This is a genomic window from Streptomyces sp. bgisy027 (assembly GCF_057710365.1).
Genome location: NZ_JBYIVZ010000035.1, coordinates 83885 through 106642 on the forward strand (window position 1 = coordinate 83885; position 22758 = coordinate 106642).

19 protein-coding genes and 2 pseudogenes are annotated in these 22758 nt (G+C 72.5%); 10 read left to right on the forward strand and 11 right to left on the reverse strand.

Annotated elements, in window-relative coordinates; translation table 11 throughout:
• The first annotated feature begins 60 nt into the window (after positions 1 to 60).
• Together AC3ETA_RS31250 and AC3ETA_RS31255 are read left to right on the forward strand one after the other, a co-directional pair.
• Positions 61 to 669 (forward strand): TetR/AcrR family transcriptional regulator, encoded by a 609-nt coding sequence (locus AC3ETA_RS31250; RefSeq protein WP_432196241.1) that lies wholly within the window; start codon positions 61 to 63, stop codon positions 667 to 669.
• A gap of 104 nt (positions 670 to 773) precedes the next feature.
• Complete coding sequence (locus AC3ETA_RS31255) at positions 774 to 1499, forward strand: DUF2470 domain-containing protein (protein WP_432196242.1); 726 nt, start codon at positions 774 to 776, stop codon at positions 1497 to 1499.
• Here AC3ETA_RS31255 and AC3ETA_RS31260 read toward each other — a convergent pair.
• The 3 genes from AC3ETA_RS31260 to AC3ETA_RS31270 form a co-directional block, all read right to left on the reverse strand.
• On the reverse strand, positions 1467 to 2693 hold the full coding sequence (locus AC3ETA_RS31260; RefSeq protein ID WP_432196243.1) for a lactonase family protein: 1227 nt from the start codon (positions 2691 to 2693) through the stop codon (positions 1467 to 1469). The two genes, AC3ETA_RS31255 and AC3ETA_RS31260, sit on opposite strands and share 33 nt — an antisense overlap.
• Positions 2694 to 2826: 133 nt before the next feature.
• The gene (locus tag AC3ETA_RS31265) at positions 2827 to 3870 is read right to left on the reverse strand and encodes a hypothetical protein (protein ID WP_432196244.1); all 1044 of its coding nucleotides are present in this window, start codon (positions 3868 to 3870) and stop codon (positions 2827 to 2829) included.
• A 45-nt stretch (positions 3871 to 3915) separates the two neighbouring features.
• Entirely contained in the window at positions 3916 to 5169 is a 1254-nt protein-coding gene (locus AC3ETA_RS31270) for an FUSC family protein (protein ID WP_432196245.1), read from the reverse strand.
• A 259-nt stretch (positions 5170 to 5428) separates the two neighbouring features.
• Between AC3ETA_RS31270 and AC3ETA_RS31275 the strand changes: the two genes are divergently transcribed.
• Positions 5429 to 6763: an erythromycin esterase family protein gene (locus tag AC3ETA_RS31275; RefSeq protein ID WP_432196246.1), complete on the forward strand. Its 1335-nt coding sequence runs from the start codon at positions 5429 to 5431 to the stop codon at positions 6761 to 6763.
• Between the two features lie 14 nt (positions 6764 to 6777).
• Here the strand turns inward: AC3ETA_RS31275 and AC3ETA_RS31280 are convergent, their stop codons facing one another.
• Complete coding sequence (locus AC3ETA_RS31280; RefSeq protein WP_432196247.1) at positions 6778 to 7272, reverse strand: FBP domain-containing protein; 495 nt, start codon at positions 7270 to 7272, stop codon at positions 6778 to 6780.
• Positions 7273 to 7356: 84 nt separating this feature from the next.
• On the opposite strand from AC3ETA_RS31280, the pseudogene AC3ETA_RS31285 reads away from it, so the two are divergent.
• Positions 7357 to 7773, forward strand: a pseudogene (locus tag AC3ETA_RS31285) (DUF3626 domain-containing protein); the annotation flags it as partial.
• 178 nt (positions 7774 to 7951) lie between these two features.
• On the opposite strand, the gene AC3ETA_RS31290 reads toward AC3ETA_RS31285, so the two are convergent.
• Positions 7952 to 8545, reverse strand: coding sequence for a PAS domain S-box protein (locus tag AC3ETA_RS31290; protein WP_432196266.1), 594 nt, complete (start codon positions 8543 to 8545; stop codon positions 7952 to 7954).
• 190 nt (positions 8546 to 8735) lie between these two features.
• Here AC3ETA_RS31290 and AC3ETA_RS31295 point away from each other — a divergent pair, with 190 nt between their 5' ends.
• From AC3ETA_RS31295 to AC3ETA_RS31305, 3 genes are all read left to right on the forward strand, one after another.
• Positions 8736 to 11894 carry a cytochrome P450 gene (locus AC3ETA_RS31295; protein WP_432196248.1) on the forward strand — a complete coding sequence of 1053 codons (3159 nt, stop codon included), beginning with the start codon at positions 8736 to 8738 and terminating at the stop codon, positions 11892 to 11894.
• Positions 11895 to 11954: 60 nt separating this feature from the next.
• Positions 11955 to 13232, forward strand: a complete 1278-nt coding sequence (locus AC3ETA_RS31300) for an ROK family protein (RefSeq protein ID WP_432196249.1) — start codon at positions 11955 to 11957, stop codon at positions 13230 to 13232.
• A gap of 64 nt (positions 13233 to 13296) precedes the next feature.
• Positions 13297 to 13536, forward strand: coding sequence for a hypothetical protein (locus AC3ETA_RS31305; protein ID WP_432196250.1), 240 nt, complete (start codon positions 13297 to 13299; stop codon positions 13534 to 13536).
• Positions 13537 to 13547: 11 nt separating this feature from the next.
• Here the strand turns inward: AC3ETA_RS31305 and AC3ETA_RS31310 are convergent, their stop codons facing one another.
• The 3 genes from AC3ETA_RS31310 to AC3ETA_RS31320 form a co-directional block, all read right to left on the reverse strand.
• A complete protein-coding gene (locus AC3ETA_RS31310; RefSeq protein ID WP_432196267.1) occupies positions 13548 to 14555 on the reverse strand; it encodes an SDR family oxidoreductase in 1008 nt (335 codons plus the stop codon).
• A gap of 100 nt (positions 14556 to 14655) precedes the next feature.
• On the reverse strand, positions 14656 to 15618 hold the full coding sequence (locus tag AC3ETA_RS31315; RefSeq protein ID WP_432196251.1) for an SDR family NAD(P)-dependent oxidoreductase: 963 nt from the start codon (positions 15616 to 15618) through the stop codon (positions 14656 to 14658).
• Positions 15619 to 15949: 331 nt separating this feature from the next.
• Positions 15950 to 16960 carry a PHP domain-containing protein gene (locus tag AC3ETA_RS31320; protein ID WP_432196252.1) on the reverse strand — a complete coding sequence of 337 codons (1011 nt, stop codon included), beginning with the start codon at positions 16958 to 16960 and terminating at the stop codon, positions 15950 to 15952.
• Positions 16961 to 17097: 137 nt separating this feature from the next.
• Between AC3ETA_RS31320 and AC3ETA_RS31325 the strand changes: the two genes are divergently transcribed.
• On the forward strand, positions 17098 to 17334 hold the full coding sequence (locus AC3ETA_RS31325) for a hypothetical protein (RefSeq protein WP_432196253.1): 237 nt from the start codon (positions 17098 to 17100) through the stop codon (positions 17332 to 17334).
• A gap of 9 nt (positions 17335 to 17343) precedes the next feature.
• On the opposite strand, the gene AC3ETA_RS31330 is transcribed toward AC3ETA_RS31325, so the two are convergent.
• Positions 17344 to 18573, reverse strand: coding sequence for a ricin-type beta-trefoil lectin domain protein (locus AC3ETA_RS31330; RefSeq protein ID WP_432196254.1), 1230 nt, complete (start codon positions 18571 to 18573; stop codon positions 17344 to 17346).
• 509 nt (positions 18574 to 19082) lie between these two features.
• Here AC3ETA_RS31330 and AC3ETA_RS31335 point away from each other — a divergent pair.
• Positions 19083 to 19760 (forward strand): annotated as a pseudogene (locus AC3ETA_RS31335) (sulfite exporter TauE/SafE family protein); the annotation flags it as partial.
• On the opposite strand, the gene AC3ETA_RS31340 reads toward AC3ETA_RS31335, so the two are convergent.
• Together AC3ETA_RS31340 and AC3ETA_RS31345 are read right to left on the reverse strand one after the other, a co-directional pair.
• The gene (locus AC3ETA_RS31340; protein ID WP_432196268.1) at positions 19757 to 20212 is read right to left on the reverse strand and encodes a VanZ family protein; all 456 of its coding nucleotides are present in this window, start codon (positions 20210 to 20212) and stop codon (positions 19757 to 19759) included. The pseudogene AC3ETA_RS31335 and the gene AC3ETA_RS31340 sit on opposite strands and share 4 nt — an antisense overlap.
• Positions 20213 to 20895: 683 nt before the next feature.
• Positions 20896 to 21558: a DUF4230 domain-containing protein gene (locus AC3ETA_RS31345; protein ID WP_432196255.1), complete on the reverse strand. Its 663-nt coding sequence runs from the start codon at positions 21556 to 21558 to the stop codon at positions 20896 to 20898.
• Between the two features lie 201 nt (positions 21559 to 21759).
• Between AC3ETA_RS31345 and AC3ETA_RS31350 the strand changes: the two genes are divergently transcribed.
• Positions 21760 to 22713 carry a ribose-phosphate diphosphokinase gene (locus AC3ETA_RS31350; RefSeq protein ID WP_432196256.1) on the forward strand — a complete coding sequence of 318 codons (954 nt, stop codon included), beginning with the start codon at positions 21760 to 21762 and terminating at the stop codon, positions 22711 to 22713.
• Positions 22714 to 22758 lie beyond the last annotated feature (45 nt).

Consider the following 22758-nt stretch of genomic DNA (forward strand, 5'->3'; position numbering starts at 1 on the left):
GTTCAATAACGCGGTTCAGTCTGATCCCGCTATTGAATCCACGTCAAGTAAAGTGCGGGCATGGCCGCGAACCAGGGTGGGCGCACACGACGCCGGCTCAGCACCGAGGAGCGTCGTGAGCAGCTTCTCGCGGTCGGGGCGCGGCTGTTCTCGGAGAGTCCGTACGACGAGGTGTGGATCGAGCAGGTCGCCGAGATCGCCGGAGTCTCACGCGGGCTGCTCTACCACTACTTCCCGACCAAGCGGGACTTCTTCGCGGCCGTCGTCGAGCGTGAGAGCGCGCGCATGCTGCGGATGACGGCCGCCGTGCCCGGTATTCCGGTGCGCGAACAGCTCGGTGCCGGCCTCGACACGTTCCTGGAGTACGTCGAGGCCCACGCCCATGGCTACCGGGCCTTCCATCGCGCCGACGCGGCCGGGGACCAGGCCGTGCGCAAGGTCTACCAACGAGCCCTGGCCGCACAGGAGAAGCAGATCCTGGAGGCGATGGCCGCCGACCCCGAGTTCGGCCCGGTCTGCGCGCGACGTCCCGACGTCCCGCTCGCCGTGCGGGGCTGGCTGGCGTTCACCACCGCGGTCTGCCTTGAGTGGCTGCGCGGCGCCGGCCTCTCCCGGGACCAGGTGCGCGACCTGTGCACCCGCGCCCTGCTGGGCGTCATCGCCCCCTGATCGCCTCTCGCCCCCGCAAAGACATCGCACAGGATCGGCGGTGCCGGTTGGCCTGCGGCCCGATCTTCGATAGGTTAGGCAAGCCTTACCTTAGGAGGAATGGGATGGGTGACAGCCAAACCTGGACTGCCGCGCCTTCCGCGGCGGAACGGGCCCGGTCGGTGCTGGCCGGCGCGTGGTCCTGCGGAGTGACCGCGGAGAGCTGCCGCGAGGAACTCGTCGGCGCGCACACCGTGACCGACGACGGCCGTGTCCTGCTGGAGGTGCCGGAGGACAGTGTGCTCGTCACGGCCGCGATCTGCGCGCCGCGCGGAGAGCCCTCCGCCGTCCTGGAGTTCGCCGACGTCGCCCCCGTGCCCGTCCGCAACCGGATCCGCACCCGGCTGTGGATGTCCGGCTGGTTCACCCCCGAGGACGGCAAACTCGCCTTCCGGGCCACGCGCGTGGTGCTGCGGCTGCCATCCGGCGCCGTCGTCGTCGACCCGGAGGAGTTCGCCACCGCCGCGCCCGACCCGCTGGCCACCGCCGAGGCCCGGCTGCTCACCCATCTCGCCGACTGCCACCCGGACGCCGTCGAGCGGCTGACCCGCCTCGTCGACTCCGGCAGCCTGCACGGCGCCGTCCGCGTCCAGCCGCTCGCCGTCGACCGGCACGGAGTCACCCTGCGCATCGAGCGCGCCCGCTCCCACGGCGATGTACGGCTGCCGTTCCACCGGCCCGCCGACGACGTCGCCCAGCTCACCGAGCGCATGCACGTCCTGCTCTCCCAGGCCGGCGCCGCCTCCTGCCCGCGCGCCCTACAGCGGCAGCGCACAGACGGCGACGGGTGATGCGAACGGCTCGCCCGCGAGCCGCAGTTCACCGCTCGCCCGGTCGACGCGAAAGACGCTGACGCTGCTCGACCGCTGGTTCGCCGCGAACAGCAGCGCGCCGTCCGGAGACAGAGCGATCTGCCGCGGGAAGTCCCCGGACACCGGCACCGTGTCGAGCAGCCTGAGCCGGGCGCCCTTCGCCTCCACCGCGTAGCGCGCGAGGCTGTTGTGGCCCCGGTTGGCGAGATAGGCGAACCGGCCGTTCGGCGTCACCACGATCTGCGCCGGATAGCTGGTGCCCGAGCCGGTGCCCGTCTCCTGCTCGGCGCCGACGGTCAGCCGGCCCGTGGCCGGGTCGTACCCGCAGACCGCGACGCTGTTGTCGACCTCGTTGGCCAGATAGGCGTAGCGGCCGCCCGGGTGGAAGGTGAGATGACGCGGGCCCGCACCCGGCTTCGTCCGTGCCCGCGCGACCTCGCCGAGCGTGCCCGCCTTCTCGTCGAGGCGATAGGTGTAGACGGTGTCCGTGCCCAGGTCGACGGCGAGCACATGGCGGCCGTCGGGGCTCGTGACGAACTGGTGGGCGTGCGGGCCGTCCTGGCCGGGACCGGGCGCCGGACTGGAGTGCGTGACCAGGTCGGTGCGCTCGCCGAGCGCGCCCGAGGCGTCGATCGGGTGCACGGCGACGCTGCCCGAGCCGTAGTTGGCGCTCAGCAGCCAGCGTCCGCCGGGATGCACGGAGAGCTGGCAGGGCGCCGCGCCGCCGGTGCCGCGACTGCCCAGAACCTCGCGGTCGGTCACGCGTACGGCGGTCACGGCGCCGTCGTCGCGCTCGTTCACGGCGTACAGGGTCCGGCCGTTCGGGTGCAGCGCCAGATACGACGGGTCGGCGACGCCGTCGATCGTCCCGGTGCCCGTGACGGCGCCCGTGGCGGGGTCGTACGTGGCGAGGCCGATGCCCTTGCCGCCGCCCTCGGCCGACGTGTAGGTGCCGAGGTAGAGGGGACGCGGACCGGACGGCCCGCGGCTCTCGGACTGGGCGCTCGGGCGGGTCTCGGCGCCGGACGTCCTGGAGGTCGCCGCGTCGGCCGTGTCCGCGGGGGCGGGCGCGTCGTCGCAGGCCGTGGCCGCCGGGAGGGTCACTCCGGCGGCCGACCCCGCGAGGGTCCCGACGAACCGGCGCCTGCTCAGCCCACCACTGCCCATGTGCACACCTCAGGTCGTCGGTCGTCGGGGTCGCGACAGCAACTCTGGCGTGGATCACCCGCCGGACGCAAGAACAGCAACCGGCGTTGCGCAGTGCGCAATGGCGGGCGGGGTGAGGTGGTGGACCGACGCGAGCCGGCTACCAGTCGCCGTCCGCCACCGGCTTGCCCTGGGCGTCCTTCAGCGGCACCACCTGGCCCGGCGCCGGAGCCTGCCAGGGCTCGTGGTCGTCGCCGAGCCAGTCACCGACCGGCTGCACCGCACCCAGCGTGTCCGTCGGGGCGAGATCCCCGGCGTCCTCGTCGTAGTAGTCGAACCAGGGCAGCCCCGCGCGCGTGTACGCCGCCCGGTCGACCGGCGACGGCGGGGGAGCCTCACCGGTGATCCGGCGCCACTGCGGAGGCGTCACCAGATGGACGAACACCCGGCCGCCGGGCCGCTCGGCCCAGTCGTCGAGCGGACGGTCGTCCTCGTAGACCTCCTGGCGCATCGAACCGCCGACGCCCAGCCCCATCGCCGCCGCGGCCCGGGGCGCCCCGCCACCCGGAGCGGGGGCCGAACCCGGAGCGGGCGGTGCCGCCATCGGCATCGCGGCGCCGTACCCGCCGAACTGCGGCGCGGGTGCCTGCGCCGCCCGGCGCCGCTGCTCCTCGCGCCAGGCCGCCAGCTTCGGCTCCTTCAGCGCGAAGGACTGAAGCTGTACGCCGCCCCAGACCTCCTCGCCGGTGACCTGGCCCTCGACCGTCGCGCCGAGCCCCAGCGGCACCGCCACGAACTGGCGGACCGTGCCCTTGCCGGAGTTGATGCCGTCCAGCCAGGGCTGGCGCGGCAGCACGAGGTAGTTCTGCGGCTTGCGGGCAAGCCGGTCGCTCCAGGGCTTCCCCGAGACCGCGCACACCTTGCCCACCCCGACCTGGAGGGCGGCCGGCTCCGCGGTGCCGCCGAAGCTCAGCCACATCGCCTCGCGAAGATACACCGGGAGCATCACCCCGCCGCGCGCCCGCCACGCCTCGGGAACGGTGTCGGGAAAGTCCGCCACCCGCCGGACCGGGAACTCGCCGAGCCCCGGCGACAGCGGATGCGTGCCCGACTCCGGCAGCCGCAGCGTGCGGATGAACCGCACCGCCACGTCGCCCGGCAGCCGCAGTGTGTTCCCGTCGATCCGTACGGTCGTGCCGGCCATCCGTCCGCTCCCTCGCCTCCGGCGCCGGCCCCGTCCCGGCGCTCCCTAGCGAGAACGTCCGTCCATGCCGGTACGGTTCCGCCACAGCTGCTCCTGGACGCCCATGCGTTCACGCAGCCGGGTCAGCCCCGGCACCCGCACGCGCTGCTCCTGCGACACGCGGTCCAGCTCCTCCAGCAGCCGGCGCGAGCGGTGCTCGGTGTCGAGCTCGTCGATCATGCGGTTCACCTCGGTCAGGACGGCGCCGAGCAGCTGCCAGTGCCGTGTCTCGCGGTGGGCCTCCTCGCGCAGCAGCAGGGCCAGCTTGTCGCGGGTGCTCGCCGCCGTACGGAGTTCGGCCGACAGCCGGGACTCCGCGGCGTCGGCGTTGCTGCTGACGTGCGTGGTGACCAGCACCGAGAAGCTGACCACCGCGTCCGCGATCTCGGACAGCAGCTGCTCCAGGACCGCGCCCGTCTCGTTCGCGAACAGCGGATCGGGCTCGCGGTCCTTGGCGAGGTCGGTGAGGGTGCGCGCGAGCACCCTCAGGACGACCGTGCAGATCTCCAGCGTGTCGAGGCCGGTGCGCAGCACGACGCGGTGCAACAGGCTGTCCCGTACGCGGGGATTGAACCGCAGGCTGTCCTCTGCCTGTCGGAGGTCCGCGTCCACCTCCACGATCTCGTGGTCGAGCCGGCGCGCCTCGTGCAGCCGGGCCGCGGCCTGCTCGTAGGGCTGCCGGCCGGCGGCCTCCTCACCGATGCGCAGCATCAACTGCCGCAGCCGGCGGGCCAGTGCCTCCATCGACTCCCCGGCCTCGTCCACCCACACCGGCGGCGCGAGCAGCAGGTTGAAGCCGAGCCCGACCACCGCGCCGATCAGCGTCTCCAGCACCCGCGCCCACGCCGTGTCCCCGACGGTCGTGACCCCGAGGACCAGCATCGCGCTGATCGCCACTTCGGGAACGTACTCGTTCACCCGCACGACATGCCCGACGGCCAGCGACGCCACGATCAGCAGGGCGAGACTCCACCAGGTCAGGCCGACCAGGAGGCTGAAGGCGATGGCCACCAGGACGCCGGCCACCACGGAGTTCACCCGGCGGATGCCGTTGGTGAGCGTGGCGTAGAAGGTGACCTGGACGACCAGCAGCGCGGTCAGGGGCGCGGTCAGCGGTGCCGCCTCGGGACTCAGGCGCAGCGCGATGACGTAGGCGATCGTCGCCGCGGCCGCCGACCGCAGTGTCTGGACGACCACGGGGTCCCGGCCCAGCTTCGCCAACCGCTCCCGGAAGGGTGTCTCCTCACGTGCCACAAGCATCCTCGGGCTGTTCCCTTTCACCGATGCGTCCCACACACCGCTTGCGGAACGTAACGGTCCGCAAGGAACCCCAGATTGATCGCTGTGGCCGTGTCACGGCAAGAGGCCGGGCCGGTGATCGTCGACACCCGCGCGGGGCCGGGCGGCCGACCGGGTCCGGGACTGGGGAGAACCCCCGCCGCCACCCCGTGGTTGTCCGCATCCGGGAACGGAGGACCGCCGGATGGTCCCCGCGCGCCCGCAGCGCAAGCCTTGGATCATGAGACGGCATCGGACCGGATTAGTACTGACCCTGTTCATCATCCTCGCCGCCCTGACGACCGGCATCCCGGCCACGGCGGCGCCGCCCCCCACCACCGTCGTCCAAGCGCTCGACCGTGCGGCCCGCCCGCTGCGCACCGTCGAACCGGGCGGCGACAGCCGTGATCTGCGTCCGCTGGACCGGATGATCGGCGGCGCCCGGGTCGTCGGCCTGGGCGAGGCCACCCACGGCTCGCACGACTTCTTCGCCCTCAAGGACCGCGTCTTCCGTCATCTCGTGCGGGAGAAGGGCTTTCGCACCTTCGCCCTGGAGACGCCCTGGAGCACCGGCCTGCGCCTCAACGACTACGTCCTGTACGGCAAGGGCGACCCCCGGCGTGTCATGCGCGAGGAGTTCCAGCGGGACTACCTGTGGTGGAACAACACCGACTCGCTGCGGCTCGTCGAGTGGATGCGTGCGTACAACGTCCGCCACCCCGACGACCCCGTCCGCTTCATCGGCGACGACATCGCCTGGACCGGACCCGAGTTGTACGACGCCGTCGAGGACCACACGTCCCGCGCCCACCCCGGGCTCGGCGCACGGCTGGCCGAGCTGTACCGCGGGCTGCGGCCCACCGTGCAGACCGGTGAGTACATCGAGCGGTACATGAACCTGCCGTACGCCGAACGGAAGGACCGCGCGGCGCGTACGGGCGAGGCGCTGCGGCTGCTGGAGCGGCAGACGCCGGGCGCCGACCGCGATGCGTACGAGCGGGCCGTCCAGCACGCGAGGGTGATCGACCGGACCGCCCGGCAGTACGCCTTCGACTTCACCGACCCGGCCGGGATCGCCGCCGCCATGCGCTACCGCGACGGGGCGATGGCGGCCAACGTGGTGTGGTGGCAGAAGCACACCGGCACCAAGGTGCTGCTGTCGGCGCACAACAATCACGTCGGCTATGTGCCGGAGAAGCCGGAGCAGAACCCGAAGGTGCAGGGCGCGTTCCTGCGCGAGAGCCTCGGCGCGGGCTATGTCAGCGTCGGCCTGACCTTCGGCCGCGGCTCCTTCAACGCCACCGGCCAGGACGACGACGTCATCCGCCGCTGGACCCTGGGACCCGCGGACCCGGGCAGCAACGAGCGGATCCTCGACCGGGTGCGGTACCGGGACCACATGCTCGACCTGCGGTCCGTCGGGGCGCCGGCCCGTGACTGGCTGCGGCAGGCGCGGCCGACGCGCGGCATCGGCACGGCCTACCCGGACGGCCCGTACGACATCGCGCTCGCCCGGAGCCACGACGTGCTGATCCATCTGCACCGGGTGGAGGCGTCGCACCTGCGGGACCGGTAGGGCGGCGAGGCCCCTCAGGCGTACAGCTTGTCGAGGAAGGAGGACAGATTGCCCCGCGTCCGGGCGATCTGCTCCTCCACCGTCAGGCTCTCCTCGAAGCGGCTGCCCGGTCCCGGGGCCTTCTTGCCGCGGACGTAGAGGGAACACGCGAGGTCGGTGCACATGTACAGGCCGACCGAGTTGCCCTCGCGTCCGGCCGCGCCCGTCTTGCGGGCCGTCATCAGCGAGACCCCGCCGCCCGGATGGGTCGTCAGGCACAGCGAGCACATGCTGCGGTGCAGGAAACCGCGGTGCGAGGACGGGAAACGGAAGGTGACGCCCACCGGCCGCCCCTCCCGCTCGGTCACCAGACAGCTGCGGTCGGGCGCTCCCGGATCCCGCCAGCCCAGGAAGTCGAGGTCGTCCCAGGGGCGTTCGTCGAGATCGCGGGGGAGGGACACGCGCTTGGCCTCCCCCTTCGAGCAGTTGACAAATGAGTTGCGGATGTCCTGCTCGGCGAGTGGCCTCATGGGGAGCCTCCTGGGAGTCGATCTGCGAAACCTGGGGGTCCTAGGTTTGCGGCTAGATTAGGCAGGCTGGGCGAAGGGGAGCCAGTGGATTTCAGCGATCTCGGGGCACCGCGCGCCCGGGCGGCACTGCGGTATGTCGCGGCCTTCTCCGCGGGTCCGGCCCTCGACCCGGATGTGCGCCTCACCCTCAACTTCCATCCGGACCGGCTGGTGCGGGGCGTGCCGATCCTGCGCGCGCTGGCCGAGGACGGCACGTACCACTCGCAGTTCGTCACCGGCACCAGCAACGGCGGCCTCACCGCCCACCCGGGCGGCGACCGCTGGCGCTGGGAGAGCCGGATCTTCGGTGGGGCGTACGACGAGGCGAGCGCGCCGGAGCGGCCCGTGTACGGCGCGCTGAACTTCCGTCGCCAAGTCGTCGGCGCCGCCCCGCGGTTCGGCTCCTCGCACTTCCGCCTGACCCACGAGCCCCTCACCCGCGCCACCTTCTGCTACCCGGACGAGCAGCTCCGCTGGAGGTGCCGCGCTGTGCCGTTGTCCGTCTGCGGCGCCATCGTGGCCGGTCGCGCAGTTCCCCGCGCCCCTTAGGGGTGTTGCCGCACCGCCGGCGGACTTCGTACTGCTTGGCGTGGTGCGCCGCGTCACCGCGGACGTCCGAACCGATCCCGCCCGCGAGGACCTATACATGTAAGGGTGCGGGCGCCGGCGGCCACACCCCCGCCGCGAGCACCCCCAGCGCATAGGCCCGGGCAACCAGTTCCGTCCGGTTGGTCGCGTTCCAGCGGGCCGACAGGCGTCGCAGGTGGTAGTTCACGCCGTCCACCGTCAGGTCGGTCTCCCGGGCGGCCCGCGCGGTGGTGGCGCCGCCGGCGAGCAGTGCCAGGACGCGGGCCTCCATCGGCGTGACCCGGGTGGGCGGCGCTTCGGGGGACGGCTCTCGCTCGCCCCGGACCCGCAGCATCACCAGCAGCGCCGGCGTCTCCTGCACGGTGTCGCTCACCGGGTCCGCCGTGAGTTCCCCGTAGCGCTCCGTGCCGTCGGGGGAGCGCCAGCACACCGACACCTGGTAGCGCGAGCGGTGCCGCAGCCGCAGCGCCTCGGCGATCCGCTCGACCTGCGTCGCCTCCTGCGGCCGGAACAGCTCCAGCACATCCCGGCCACGCAGCCGCCCCGGAGTCGTACCGCACTCGGCCGCCATCGCCGGATTGGCCAGCCGGACCGCGCCGTACACATCACACACCGCGACCGGTACGGCGACGCGGTCGAAGACCATCAGGGCGCGGTTGCGCCACACGACGGCCTCCGGGTGGGTCCGGTCCACCAGGCACCTCCCGTGACTCGGTGCAAGAGCGGCTCATGCCTGCGCACTACACAATCATGTAGTCCCGGTGCTCGGGCGGACGGGGCCGGTCGACCAACCTGGATCGCAGTACTCCCGTACCGCGAAAGGCAGTTGTCGCGTCATGCCCCCCACCGCGCTCGACCCGCAGACCGCAGAGACCCTCCCCGGCGTTCCCCTCGTCGACATCTCCGCCACCGGACCCGGCGGCACCCCCGTGCAGCAGGCCATGGAGCTGATGCGTGAGCACGGGTCCGTGTTCGTGCGGCGGCTCCACGGGCGGGACGCCCTCTTCGTGGGCGACCCCGACCTGGTGGCCGAGCTCGCCGACGAGCGTCGGTTCGCCAAGCACATCGGACCCGGTCTGCAGAACGTCCGCGAGTTCGCCGCGGACGGCCTGTTCACCGCGTACAACGACGAGCCCAACTGGGCCAAGGCGCACGACGTCCTCATGCCCGCCTTCGCGCTCGGCTCGATGCGCACCTACCACCCCGTGATGCTGAAGGTGGCCCGCCGGCTCATCGACTCCTGGGACCGCGACGCCCGCGCCGGACGGCCGGTGAACGTCCCCGACGACATGACGCGCATGACCCTGGACACCATCGGGCTGGCCGGCTTCGACTACGACTTCGGCTCCTTCGAGCGGCCCGAGCCGCACCCCTTCGTCGAGTCCATGGTCCGCTGCCTGGAGTGGAGCATGAAGCGGCTCGCCCGGATCCCCGGCCACGACCACTCGGCTGCCGACGCGGCCTTCCGGGACGACGCCGCCTATCTGGCCCGGGTCGTCGACGACGTCATCGGCGCGCGCACCGGCACCGACCAGAGCACCGCCGAGGACCTCCTCGGCCTGATGCTCACCGCCGCGCACCCCGCCGACGGCACCACCCTCGACGCCGCCAACATCCGCAACCAGGTCATCACCTTCCTGATCGCCGGCCACGAGACCACCTCCGGCGCGATGTCCTTCGCGCTGTACTACCTGGCCAAGCACCCGACGGCACTGGAGCTGGTGCGGCGCGAGGTCGACGCCCTGTGGGGCGACGACGCCGACCCGGAGCCGTCGTACGACGAGATCGGCAGGCTGACGTACACCCGCCAGGTTCTCAACGAGGCCCTGAGGCTGTGGCCGACGGCCGCGGTGTTCGCCCGGCAGGCCCGCGAGGACACGCTTCTCGGCGGACGCATCCCGCTGCGCGCCGGACAGGCCGCCCTCGTGCTCACGCCGATGCTCCACCGGCAGTCCGTCTGGGGTGACAACCCCGAGCGGTTCGACCCCGCACGCTTCACGCCGGAGGCCGAGCGGGCCCGGCCGGTGCACGCCTTCAAGCCGTTCGGAACCGGTGAACGTGCCTGTATCGGCAGGCAGTTCGCGCTGCACGAGGCGACCATGCTGCTGGCGATGCTCGTCCACCGCTACCGGCTGCACGACCACGCCGACTACCGCCTGACCGTCAAGGAGACCCTCACCCTCAAGCCCGAGGGCTTCACCCTCACCCTGACCCCGCGCAGCCCCGCCGAGCGCCACCACACCCAGTTGCCCGGAAGCGCGCCGGCCGAGGCGCCCGGGGACACCGAGACGTCGGCGCCGCCCGCCCGTGTCCGCCCCGGCACCCGCGCCCTGTTCCTGCACGGCAGCAACTACGGCACCTGCCGGGAGTTCGCCGCGTCCCTCGCCGACGAGGCCGCCGCCGTCGGCTGCGAGACCGAGATCGCGCCCCTGGACGCCTACGCCGACGGCCTGCCCACCGACCGGCCCGTCCTGATCACCGCCGCCTCGTACAACGGCCGCCCCACCGACGATGCCACCGCCTTCATCGCCGGCCTGGAGGACACGCACGACCTGACGGACGTCAGCTACGGCGTCCTCGGCGTCGGCGACCGCAACTGGGCCGCCACCTACCAGCAGGTCCCCACCCGCATCGACGACCGCCTCGCCGAGCTCGGCGCCACCCGCCTCCTCGACCGCACCGCCGCCGACGCCTCGGGCGACCTCACCGGTACCGTCCGCGACTTCACGGCCCGCCTGCGCGCCGCACTTCTGGAGCGCCACGGCGACCCCGACGCGGCCGTCCCCGCCGACGAGCCCACCGCGGCCTACGAGGTCCGCGCCCTGACCGGCGGCCCGCTGGACGCCGCCGCCGAACGGCACGGACTCCTCCCCATGACGGTCACCGAGGCGTACGACCTCACCGCGCCCGGTCACCCGCGCCGCAAGCGCCTCGTCCGCCTCGCCCTCCCGGAAGGCGTCACCTACCGCACCGCCGATCACCTCACCGTGCTGCCGGCCAACACCCTCGCCCTGGTCGAGCGGTTCGCCGCCGCGCTCGGTGTCGACCTCGACACCGTCCTGGACATCCGCGCCGCCCGCCCGCGCCGCGACGGCCTCGCGATCGACCGGCCCCTGACCGTGCGCCGGCTCCTCACCCACCACGTCGAGTTGCAGGAGCGCCCGAGCGCCGCCCAGCTCGCCGCCCTCGCCGCCGTCAACCCGTGCCCGCCGGAGCGCCTCGCCCTGGCGGGGCTGAGCGACGATCCGCGCACCCTGGTCGAGGTGATCGAGGACTTCCCCGCCCTGCGCGGCGCGCTGGACTGGCCGACCCTGCTCGACCTGCTCACTCCGCTGCGCCCGCGCCACTACTCGATCTCCTCCTCGCCCGCCGTCGACCCCGGCCACGCGGACCTGATGATCTCCCTGCTCCAGGCCCCCGCCCGCTCCGGCAAGGGCATCCACCGGGGCACCGGATCCGGCTACCTCACCGACGTCCGCCCCGGCGACACGGTGTACGCCCGCATCCAGCCGTGCCGGGAGGCCTTCCGCATCGAGACCGGCGCACCGGTCGTGATGGTCGCCGCGGGCACCGGCCTCGCCCCGTTCCGCGGCGCCGTCGCCGACCGCACCGCGGCTCTCGTGGCCGGCACCGAACTCGCCCCGGCCCTGTGCTACTTCGGCTGCGACGCCCCCGACGCCGACTTCCTGCACGCCGACGAGCTGCACGCCGCCGAGTCGGCCGGAGCCGTCTCGCTCCGCCCCGCCTTCAGCACCGCCGGAACCTTCGTGCAGCACCGCATCGCCGCCGAGGCCGACGACGTCTGGGAGCTGGTCCGCGCGGGCGCCCGCGTGTACGTCTGCGGCGACGGCGCCCGGATGGCGCCGGGCGTGCGGGAGGCCTTCCGTACCCTGTACCGGGACCGCACGCCGGGCGCCGACGACGCGGCGGCCGAGCGCTGGCTGGACGCCCTGATCGCGGACGGCAGGTACGTGGAGGACGTCTACGCGGCGTAGGTCACAATGGGAGCCGGTCCGAACACGGCGGGGGACCAGGGCTGATCCGGAGGGAGCCGCATGGCGGGGCGTAATGGGCGCACGGTACGGGACCTCAGGCGGGGCAACCGTACCGCCGTACTTCAGCGCCTGTACTTCGACGGCCCGCTCAGCCGCTTCGAGCTCGGCCCGGCCACCGGCCTCAGTTCCGGCTCCGTCAGCAACGTCGTCGCCGAGCTGATCGCCGACGGCCTGGTCGAGGAGGCCGGCAGTGTCGACTCCGACGGCGGCCGGCCCCGCATCCTGCTGCGCGTCGCCCCGGGCAGCGGCCACATGATCGGCGTCGACGTCGGCGAGACCCGGGTGCGGATCGGCCTGTTCGACCTGACCCTCACCGAACTCGCCCGCGCGGAAAGGCCGTTGACCCGGGAGCGGTACGAGGTCGAGGGCATCGTCGGACACATCCGCGACGGCATCGCCGAGGTGCTCACGCAGGCCGGCATCGGCCCCGGGCGGCTGCTCGGCGTCGGCATCGGTGTCCCCGGCATCGTCGAGGACACCGGCGACCTCGGCGCCGTGGTGCACGGGCAGACCATCGGCTGGGACGCCGTACCGCTGGAGAAGCTCCTGCGCGACGGCACCCAGCTCCCCGACGGCGTGCCGTACTTCATCGACAACGGCGCGCGGACCCTCGGCCAGGCCGAGATGTGGTTCGGCGGCGGGCGCGGCGCCCGCAACGCCGTCGTCGTGCTCTTCGGCTCCGGCGTCGGCGCCTGCCTGGTCACCCCCGAGGTGGAGCACGGCCGTGCCGTCGAGTGGGGGCATCTCACGGTACGGGTCAGGGGGCGCCGCTGCCGGTGCGGAGCCCTCGGCTGCCTGGAGGCCTACGCGGGCGCCGAGTCGCTGCTCGACCGCTGGCGCGAGCAGGGCGGGGACGTGCCGGAGGGCGCCGACGAGGAGACCGCGCTGACGGCGATGCTGACCGGCGCCTACCCGGCCGAGGGCCGCGATGCCGACCCGGTGGCCGTCGCCGTGCTGGAGGAGACCGCCGAGTACGTGGGTGCGGGCCTCTCCGACCTGATCAACCTGTTCCAGCCCGAGCGGATCCTGATCGGCGGCTGGGCCGGCCTCCAGCTCGGCACCCGCTTCCTGCCCGCCGTACGCCGGCACGCGGCCTCCTACGCCCTGCGGCATCCCGCCCACAAGGTCACGATCGACCTCGGCAGGCTCGGCCCGGACGCGGTCACCGTCGGCGCCGCGATCCTGCCGCTCGCCGACTTCTTCGCCCACGGCGGCCGCCGCGCCGAGCCCGCTCCCGAGGCGCCGTCCACGGACCTGCCCACCGCGGTGCCGCACTGAGGTTTCGCCGTGGGCGGGGACGGTACTCGCGGGCCCTCGGGGCGATGTGAGGAGAGGTGCCACCATGACCGACGGTCGTCGGGGAACAGCCGACCGCAGGCGCGAGCCGGTGCCGAGGGACCTGCCGGACCAGCAGGCCGACGCGGGTGAGGACCGGTGGGAGGTGCCCGTCGAGCCCGCCGACGGCGCCACCGAGGCGGACGACGTGCCCGACACGGACGAGGCGGGCACGGGCCGGCAGGGAGCGAGCCGGCCCGGCACGGTCCACCCGGAACATCCGGCGCCCGAGGAGTCACCGGGCTGAGCCGGCCGACGTCAGCCCACCTTGCGGCCCCGCAGCGGCTCGGTGGCCGCGCCGGCGCCCTGCTGGAGACCCTGGAGGAACTCCTCCAGCACCTCGGGCGCCGTGCGCTGCGGATGCCAGCCCAGCTCGGTACGCGCGCGCGTGCAGTTCATCAGCGGCAGCCTGAGCACGGCGTCGAACAGATGCGGTGAGGCGGGCAGCAGGTGCAGGCCCCACGCGGCGGCGACCGCCGACCGTGCCGCCGTGCGTGGGAGCCGCAATGGGCGAGCCCCGAGCATCTCGCCCAGCAGGGCCGCGTCGACCGGTGGGTCGGCCGCGAGATTGAACGCGCCCCGGACGTCGGACTTCACCGCCAGCGCGTACGCGGTCGCCGCGTCGTCGGTGTGCAGGGCCTGCACCCGCAGTCCCGGGATGTCGGGCAGGAACGGCAGCAGCTCCGGGCGGGCCAGTGGGCCCGGCAGGAAGCGGCCGCCGAAGATGCGGCGCTGCCCGCTCGCCGACTCCCGCTTGAACAGGAACGCCGGCCGCATCCGCACCACCCGGACCCGGGGATGGGCGCGGTCGAAGGAGTCCAGCACCCGTTCCAGATAGGCCTTATCCCGGCAGTACGCGGCGTCCGGCCAGTGGTGCGTCGGCCAGGACTCGTCCACGACGTGGTCCTTGGGGCCCGGTGAGTAGGCGCCGACCGACGACGCGTGGACCAGCTTCGGCACCCTGGCCGCTGCCGCCGCCTCGAACACATGCAGGCCGCCCAGCACATTGGTCCGCCAGGTCGTCGCCGGATCGTGCGTGGGCTGGAACGCCCAGGCCAGATGGATCACGGCGGTGGCGCCCGCGAACAGCTCCGCGAGATCGCCTCGCTCGGCGGCCAGGTCCACCGCCGCCCAGTCGGTCTTCGGCGGTGACCGGTCGGGGATCCGGCGGGCCGGCCCCAGGACGGATCCGACCTCCGGATCCTCCGAGAGCAGTCGCACCACGGCGGTACCGACATTGCCGGTGGCGCCGGTGACCGCGATCATGCGAGCCGCTTCACCGCTCACCTGCGGCTCCTCCCGGAGAGTGGGGACGGGAGCCTGCGAGTACCCCGATCCGGGGCGTTCGCACGCTCCCGGTCCCGCGCTACGCGGCGAACGCGTCCACGCCCGTCAGCTCCGCCGACAGCGCCCACAGGCGTGCCGCCTGCTCCGGGTCGGTCGCCCATGCCTTGACGCCGCTGCGCTCCCCGCCGTCGACGGCGGGCTCGGCGATGTCGCAGTCCTCCAGGTAGACCCCGCCCATGCCGTCCAGCTGCGGGGACGTCGCCGCCCACACCTGCGTGGCCGCACCCTCCTCGGGGCTCTTGAAGCCCTCGGGGTTCAGTACGTTGCCCTGCTCGTCGATCCAGCCGCGCTCCACCATCTCCGCCTTCGGGAGGTGGCGCTGGAGCGGGGTGATGATGCCGCCGGGATGCAGCGCGAAGGCCCGCACGCCCCGGTCGGCCGCGAGCCGGTCGAGGTGGACGGCGAACAGGACGTTCGCGGTCTTGGCCTGGCCGTAGGCCTCCCACTTGTCGTAGCCCTGCCGCCAGTGCACGTCGTCCCAGCGGATGCCGGAGAGGTGGTGGCCGCGCGACGACACGGACACCACCCGGGCGCCGCCCGGCTCGATCGCCGGCCACAGGCGGTTGACCAGGGCGAAGTGACCGAGGTGGTTGGTCGCGAACTGTGCCTCCCAGCCGGGCCCCACGCGGGTGTCCGGGCAGGCCATGATCCCGGCGTTGTCGATCATGAAGTCGATGGTGCGGCCGGAGGCGAGGAAGCGCTCGGCGAAGCCGCGCACGCTCTCCAGGTCGCCGAGGTCCAGCTCGTCCACCTCTACGCCGTCGAGGCCGGCCAGTGCCTCCTCGGCGGCGGCCCGGCGGCGGGCCGGGACGACGACCCGCGCGCCGGCCTTGGTGAGGGCCCGGGTGGTCTCCAGACCGAGCCCTGAGTAGCCGCCGGTGACGACCGCGAGCTTCCCGGCCAGGTCGATGCCTTCGAGGACCTCGTCGGCGGTGCTGTTCGCCCCGAAGCCGGAGCCGATCTTGTGCTGTGCAGTGCTCATGCCCGAAACGCTACGAATTGGAGTGCTCTCGAAGTCAAGCCGAGCCACGGGGGCACACGCGGGCCGGCGCGTCGGGGCAAGGAAAAGCCCCGGCCGGACGGGGGATTCCGGTCGGGGCGGTCAGAGGTGGGCGCGGATGGCGGTCGCCTCTCGGCGAAGGGCTCCACAGGGCTTCAGCCGAACGATCTTCCCTGTGGGCGAAAGGTGAGGCCCGGGGACACTGTCCCATCCGCACCCACGGCTGGTTCAACGGGAAACTACCGGCCGGTGTTCCTGAGTCTGTCGAGATGCGCGGTGATCTGCGTCACGCCCGAGGGCACGGCTCTCGCCCTCACTTCCTGTCGCGCGTCCAGTCCAGCAGTTCGTCCGCGGTCCAGGTGGTCAGGACCCGCTCGGCGGGAACCCCGCACTCCTGCGCGCGGGCACAGCCGTACCGCTGCCAGTCGAGTTGCCCCGGGGCGTGCGCGTCGGTGTCGACGGAGAACAGCACGCCCGCGTCCACGGCCCGGCGCAGCAGCCGTCGGGGCGGGTCCAGACGCTCGGGCCGACTGTTGATCTCCACCGCCGTACCGGACTCGGCGCAGGCGGCGAACACCTCGTCCGCGTCGAAGTCCGACTCCGGCCTGCCCCGCCCGGTGATCAGGCGTCCGGTGCAGTGACCGAGGATGTCGGCGTGGGGATCGCGTACGGCGGTGACCATCCGGCGGGTCATCGCCCGGGACTCCATGCGCAACTTGGAGTGCACCGACACCACCACGACGTCGAGCCGCTCCAGCAGCTCGGGTTCCTGGTCGAGAGAGCCGTCCTCCAGGATGTCGCACTCGATGCCGGTGAGCAGCCGGAACGGCGCCCAGGTCGAATTCAGCTCCGCCACCACGTCCAACTGCTCGCGCAGCCGGTCGGCCGACAGTCCGCGGGCGACGGTCAGCCGGGGTGAGTGGTCGGTCAGCGCCGCCCACTCGTGGCCGAGCCCGGCCGCCGTGCGGCCCATCTCCTCGATCGGGCTGCCGCCGTCCGACCAGTCGGAGTGCAGATGGCAGTCGCCTCGCAGCAGCTCCCACAGCGGCCCGCCCTCGGGCGGCTCGGCCTCCGGCCGGTCCTCCAGGTCCGACAGGTACCCGGGGACCTGTCCGGCCAGCGCCTCGCGCACCACCTTCGCCGTCTTCGGCCCGACGCCCCGCAGCGACTCCAGCGTCCCGGCCTCGGCCCGTGCCCGCACCTCGTCCTCGGGCAGCTCCGCCAGGACCCGGGCGGCCGTACGGAAGGCCCGTACGCGATAGGTCGGCGCAAGGGAGCGCTCCAGCAGAAAGGCGATCCGGTCCAGCGCCTGCACGGGATCCATCGGCACCTCCACCCCCCCAGGGTTCCCCGGCGGCACCGCCCCCGCACGGCGGGCGGGCGGCGCCGCGGTCCGAAGGCGTCCCCGCGGCGGACGACCTGGAGGATTCGTTGACGCGCGTCGCGCTCTACGCTCTATTCATGACCGAAAGCGCGAGTCCGCACATCACACAACCGCGGATCATGGTGCTCGGGGTTCAGCCGGGCACGCCTCCGTTCCGCATCATGGAGATCGACGGTGTGGTCGTCGGTTCGGCGAGGGCCGTCACCGATGTCCTGGAGACCGCCGCTCTCTACGGCATCAGCGTCCACGACCTCGACGACCCGGACGTGATCCGCTGGGTCGGCGGCGACAAGTTCACCTGGCATCGCCACTAGCCGGACGGGTCACCCGACCGTCCACTTCTGGTTGCCGGCGCCGGTGCAGGTCCACAGCTGGAGCCGGGTGCCGTTGGCCGAGTTGTTCCCGGTCACGTCGAGGCACTTGTCCGCCTGTGGATTGACGATGTCGCGCGCTCCCGTGACGGTCCATCTCTGGTTCGGTCCGCCGGTGCAGTCCCACAGCTGGACGGTCGTGCCGTCCGCCGTGCCGTTGCCGGTGGCGTCCAGGCACTTGCCGAGCGCCCGGAGCGTGCCGTCCGAGCCGACCGTCCACTGCTGGGCTCCGGTGCCGTTGCAGTCGTAGAGCTGCACGGGAGTGCCGTTCGCGGAACTCGCGCCCGCCACGTCGACGCACTTGCCGCCGAGCCCCCTGATCGCGCCGCCGCTCGCGCTGTCACCGGTCGTCACCGAGACGTGGTCCACCACGAGCTGCTGCGGGAACACCGTGGAGCCGTCCGGGTCGCCGGGCCAGTAGCCGCCCACGGCGAGGTTCAGAATCAGGAAGTACGGCTTGTTGAAGACCCACTGCTTGCCGCCCAGGTCGGCCGGCGTGCGCCGCTGGTAGACGTTGCCGTCCACGGACCAGGTGATCGAGTCGGGCGCCCAGTCCACGGCGAAGGTGTGGAAGGCGTCGGCGAAGGCCTGACCGCCCGGCAGCGAGTAGCCGGCGCCTATGCCGCCCGACCCGGAGTAGCCGGGCCCGTGGATGGTGCCGTGCACGGTCGAGGGCTCGAAGCCGACGTTCTCCATGATGTCGATCTCGCCCGAGTCCGGCCAGTTCACCGGGGTGCCGAGCATCCAGAACGCGGGCCACATGCCCTGCCCGCGCGGCACCTTCATCCGGGCCTCGACGTGCCCGTACTGCGCGGTGAACTTCCCGGAGGTGTTCAGCCGGGCCGAGGTGTACTGGCAAGTGCCGTACCAGCACTGGTAGTTGGCGGGGTTCTCACGCCGGGCCGTGATCACGAGATGGCCCTGGCCGTCCAGCGCCGCGTTCTTGTTGCCGGACGTGTAGTACTGCCGCTCGTGGTTGTTGACGTTGTCGCCGGTCTCGATCTGCCACTTCGACGAGTCGACCGCGGCCCCCGCGGGCCCGTCGAAGTTGTCGGAGAACGTCACGGCGGCGGCCGAGACTTCGGGTGGTTCCGCCTGGGCGGGCCCGATCGCGGCCGATGCGACCAGGACGCCGGACAGGGCGGCGAGCAGAACGTTGCGGAGCAGACGTGGGGAGGCCATGGTGCTCCCTTCCGTGCGGCGACCCGGTGGACGGGTGCGCCGACCGTGGTGGGGGGGTGAAGGTGTCGCCACTTGATTTAAGGAGTGAGGAAAGGGGGCGTCAATACTTTGGTACGGACCAGTAGTTGGCGGGGGTCACGACTGCCCGGATCGGCCCGCTCTGTCCACCGGTCCCCTTCGTCCGCCGCCGAACTGTTGCGTTCCTGGGCTTCCCGCCATGGACGCCGCACGCATCGGCGAGCTGCTCGCCGTCCTGGGCGCCGGCGCAGCCGCCGGTGCCGTCAACGCCGCCGTCGGGTCGGGCACCCTCACCGGCGACACCCGTCGACAGGACCAGCGAGCGGGCGGGCAGCCGGTGCGGCAGGCGGTGCGCGGCAGCCCACGCCAGGGCGAGGCCGAGGATCGCGGAGCTGAAGGGCCCGGCGAACGAGTCGCCGGGCCCTCCCGTGATGTCTGCCGCGTCGGCGCCCTGTTACCGGCCGCCGGATCCCTGACGCCACCGACCGGCGTTCCCGGTACTGCTCGCGACCGGCCTGCCACCGGTCACCGCCACGGTCTCCAACGCGCTCGGCCTGATACCCGGCTCGATCAGCGGAGCCATCGGATACCGGCGCGAACTGCGCGGCCGGCGACGGCGCATCCTGAAGTGGGGCGCCGACGCCCCGCTCGGCAGGCTCACCGGCGCGACGCTGCTGCTCACCCTGCCCGCCTCGGCGTTCGAACGGATCGTGCCGGTCCTGGTCGGACTCGCCCTCGTACTGGTCGCCCTCCAGCCGCTGATCAGCAGCAGCCTCCGCGATCGCCGGGCCCGCACGGGACGGTCCGCACGCCCGGACGGCGGCCCCCTGCTGCTCGTCGGGCCGGCCCTGGCCGGCGTCCACGGCGGCTGCTTCTCGGCCGCCCAGGGCATCATCTACGTCGCCCTGATGGGCATGCTCCTCGACGACGACCTGCAACACCTGACCGCGGTCAAGAACGTCCTGGTCGCCGTCGTCAACTCCGTCGCCGCGCTGTTCTTCCTCGTCGTCGCCGACTTCGACTGGACGGCCGTGGCCCTCCTCGCGGCCGGCTCCGCGGCCGGCGGCCACTGCGGAGCCACCGCGGGGCGCCGGCTGCGTCCCGGCGTACTGCGCGCGTTCATCGTGGTGGTCGGCACGGTCGCGATGGCCCAGCTGGTGCTCCGCTAGGAGGAGCGCGGCTTGCGGGCGTGCACCAGGCGGCTCATCCGCCGGCCCAGCAGCAGGTAGCCGACCAGCGCGCCGGTCGTGTTGAGGATGACGTCGTCGATGTCGAAGGCCCGCCCCGTCACCATCGCGCCCTGCGCGAACTCGACGAGGAGCATCACGGTCGCCGTCAGCAGCAGCACGCGCAGCAGGCCGCGCGTCCTCGGGGCGACGACGGGGACCAGGACGCCGAACGGCACGCCCAGCACCACATTGCCGCCGATCTGCTTGACGGCGTCACGCAGCTCGGGCTGGTCGAGATAGGCCCGCAGTGTGCTGCCGGGCTGGAGATTGGTGTGTGTCAGGGCCTCGGACGCGGGCGACGGCTGAAGGGTGAGCTTCGCCAGCACGACGGCGAAGGCCACCATGAAGAGGAAGGCGCACAGCATCGCCAGGAGGCGAGCGAGAATGCGCAGAGGACTTCGCGAGGGTTGCGCGGCGGGCCGGGACCCGCCGGGCGGCTTGGGCCGGGCGGCACCCCCGGACCCGGTGGCGCGTCCGAACCAGGTGGAGCGTTCCGACTTGGCGGGGCGACCGGACCTGGCGGAACTCTTCGGCTTCGACTTCGCGGCTGCACCCTTCGACTTCGCGGCTGCACCCTTCGACTTCGCACCGCCCTTGGTTTTCGCACCGCCCTTGGCTTTGGCGGCACCTGACGTCTTGGGAATGCCGAGGTGCAACGCGACACGCGAACGTGAGGTTCCACCGGCCATGCTGTCCTCCAGTCTTCAACATCCCTTGGTGGTTGACCGCTTACCCTCGAACCGGGCTGCGACGCGGTCGCTTTTCGCCGCTCGCTCACGACGCCCACCGGCTTCTCCGTACGCTGCCGGGGCACTCCGGGCAGACCCGTGCGTACCGTCGCCGTGGTGCCAGGGGCGGTGCTCGGACGGCGTGGAGCAGGCGGAGAAGGGACAACCCGGGCACGGGGAGGGTGGTGACCCGGCCGGGGGTGGCTCTCCGCCGCCTCCCCCGGCACCGGGCACTGCTGCTGCGGCTCCTCCGGTCCGGGCACGTCGGGGACTACCTGGCCCGGGTGCTGCTCGTGGGCGCCACCGTGCTCGGCGCGCCGGCAGTGCCCGGAGCTACGCGACGGCGGTCAGGCCGCGTACAGCACCTTCACCTCCTTGAAGCCCAGGGAGTGGAGCAGCCCTTCGAGCATGTCGGTCGTGTTGGTCTCGGCGCGCCTGGTCAGCCCGCTCTCCTTGGCGGCGTCGCCGATGTGCCGCACCGCGAGCTTCTGGACGGCCTGCTCGCTGTTGGGGTTGTCCGAGAAGAGGTCGCCGAGGCGGTCGAGCAGACCGCGCTGCTTGGAGACGGCGTAGGAGCGGTCGGGGTCGAGGGACGGCTCGCCGAGGGCGGCGTGCGGCAGACGGAGCGTGGCGGACGTACGGTCGTCATTGACCGTGACGTCGTCGGCGCCGACCTTTCCGAGGTCGACATAGGCGTCCACGGTGCCCGCGCCCACGTAGAGCGTGCGGGTGCCGCGGATCGCGTCGGGCAGGAACTTGGCGTCCTTCTCCAGATCCACGACGATCTGGAAGTTGCCGGAGGCGGCGTCGTAACGGCTCATGTCCTGGATGGACTGGAGCAGTGCCGGACCCGAGCGGTCGTTGGTCTCGGTGCCGAACAGGTCTTTCAGGCCGGGGAGCACGCTCAGCCGGATCCCGGCGAAGAAGACGACGAGCACGAGAACCAGGGCGCTCACCGCCTTCGCCCAGCCGGGCATGCGCTTGTTGATGCGCTTGATGGAAGTCGTCATGTCGACGTTCCTCCTTCCCTATGGTTCGGAGTACCCCCAAATCCCTTGTCGGACCTGTGTGTTGGCTGATTGTCGCCGCAGACCGGTGCGGGGCGGCGCACCAGGGGCGACCGCGACGCGCGCACGGGCCGGGCAGCAACGTTTCTGCTGAGGTAAGTAGCATGAGCCCGCCACCCGTAATGATCATGCGAGGAGCGGATCGTGCGAGAGATCGCCGTGTTCAGCGGTAGTGCCCACCCCGAGCTGGCGGCGGAGGTCTGCGCGCAACTGGGGGTACCGCTCAGCCCGACCCGGGTCAGCCGGTTCGCCAACGACTGCCTGGAGGTGCAGCTCCAGGCCAACTGCCGGGAGCGGGACGTCTTCCTGATCCAGCCGCTGGTCCGGCCGGTCCAGGAGCACCTCGTCGAGCTGCTGCTGATGTGCGACGCGGCACGCGGGGCGTCCGCCAGCCGGATCACCGTCGTGATGCCGCACTACTCCTACGCCCGCTCCGACAAGAAGGACGCGCCCCGTATCTCCCTCGGCGGCCGGCTCGTCGCCGACCTGATGGTGGCGGCCGGCGCGAGCCGTGTTCTCGCCATGACCCTGCACGCGCCCCAGGTGCACGGCTTCTTCACGGTGCCGGTCGACCACCTGCACGCGCTGCGCGAGCTCGCCGCGCACTTCCGGCAGTACGACCTCTCCCGTACGACCGTCGTCTCCCCGGACCTCGGCAACGCCAAGGAGGCCGCCGCGTTCGCGCGCCTCATCGGCGCCCAGGTCGCCGCCGGTGCCAAGCAGCGGTTCGCGGACGACCGGGTCAGCATCAGCTCGGTCATCGGCGAGGTGGCCGGCCGCGACGTCATCATCCTGGACGACGAGATCGCCAAGGGCAGCACGGTCATCGAACTCCTCGACAGGCTGCGGGAGCTGGGTCCGCGCTCGATCCGCGTCGCCTGTACGCACGGGCTCTTCGCGGCCGGCGCGCTGAAGCGGATCGGCGAGCAGCCGGACGTACTGGAGATCGTGTGCACCAACACCGTGCCGATCCAGGCCGAGGAGCGCACCGAGAAGCTGAAGGTCCTGTCCATCGCCCCGGCGCTCGCCGAGGCCGTGCGCCGCATTCACAACGGGGAGTCCGTAAGCGCCCTGTTCGACGCGCCGGGAAGCGAATAGACAGGGAGGTGGCCGAGCCGGCGTCACCCGGATGCACGGCTCGGC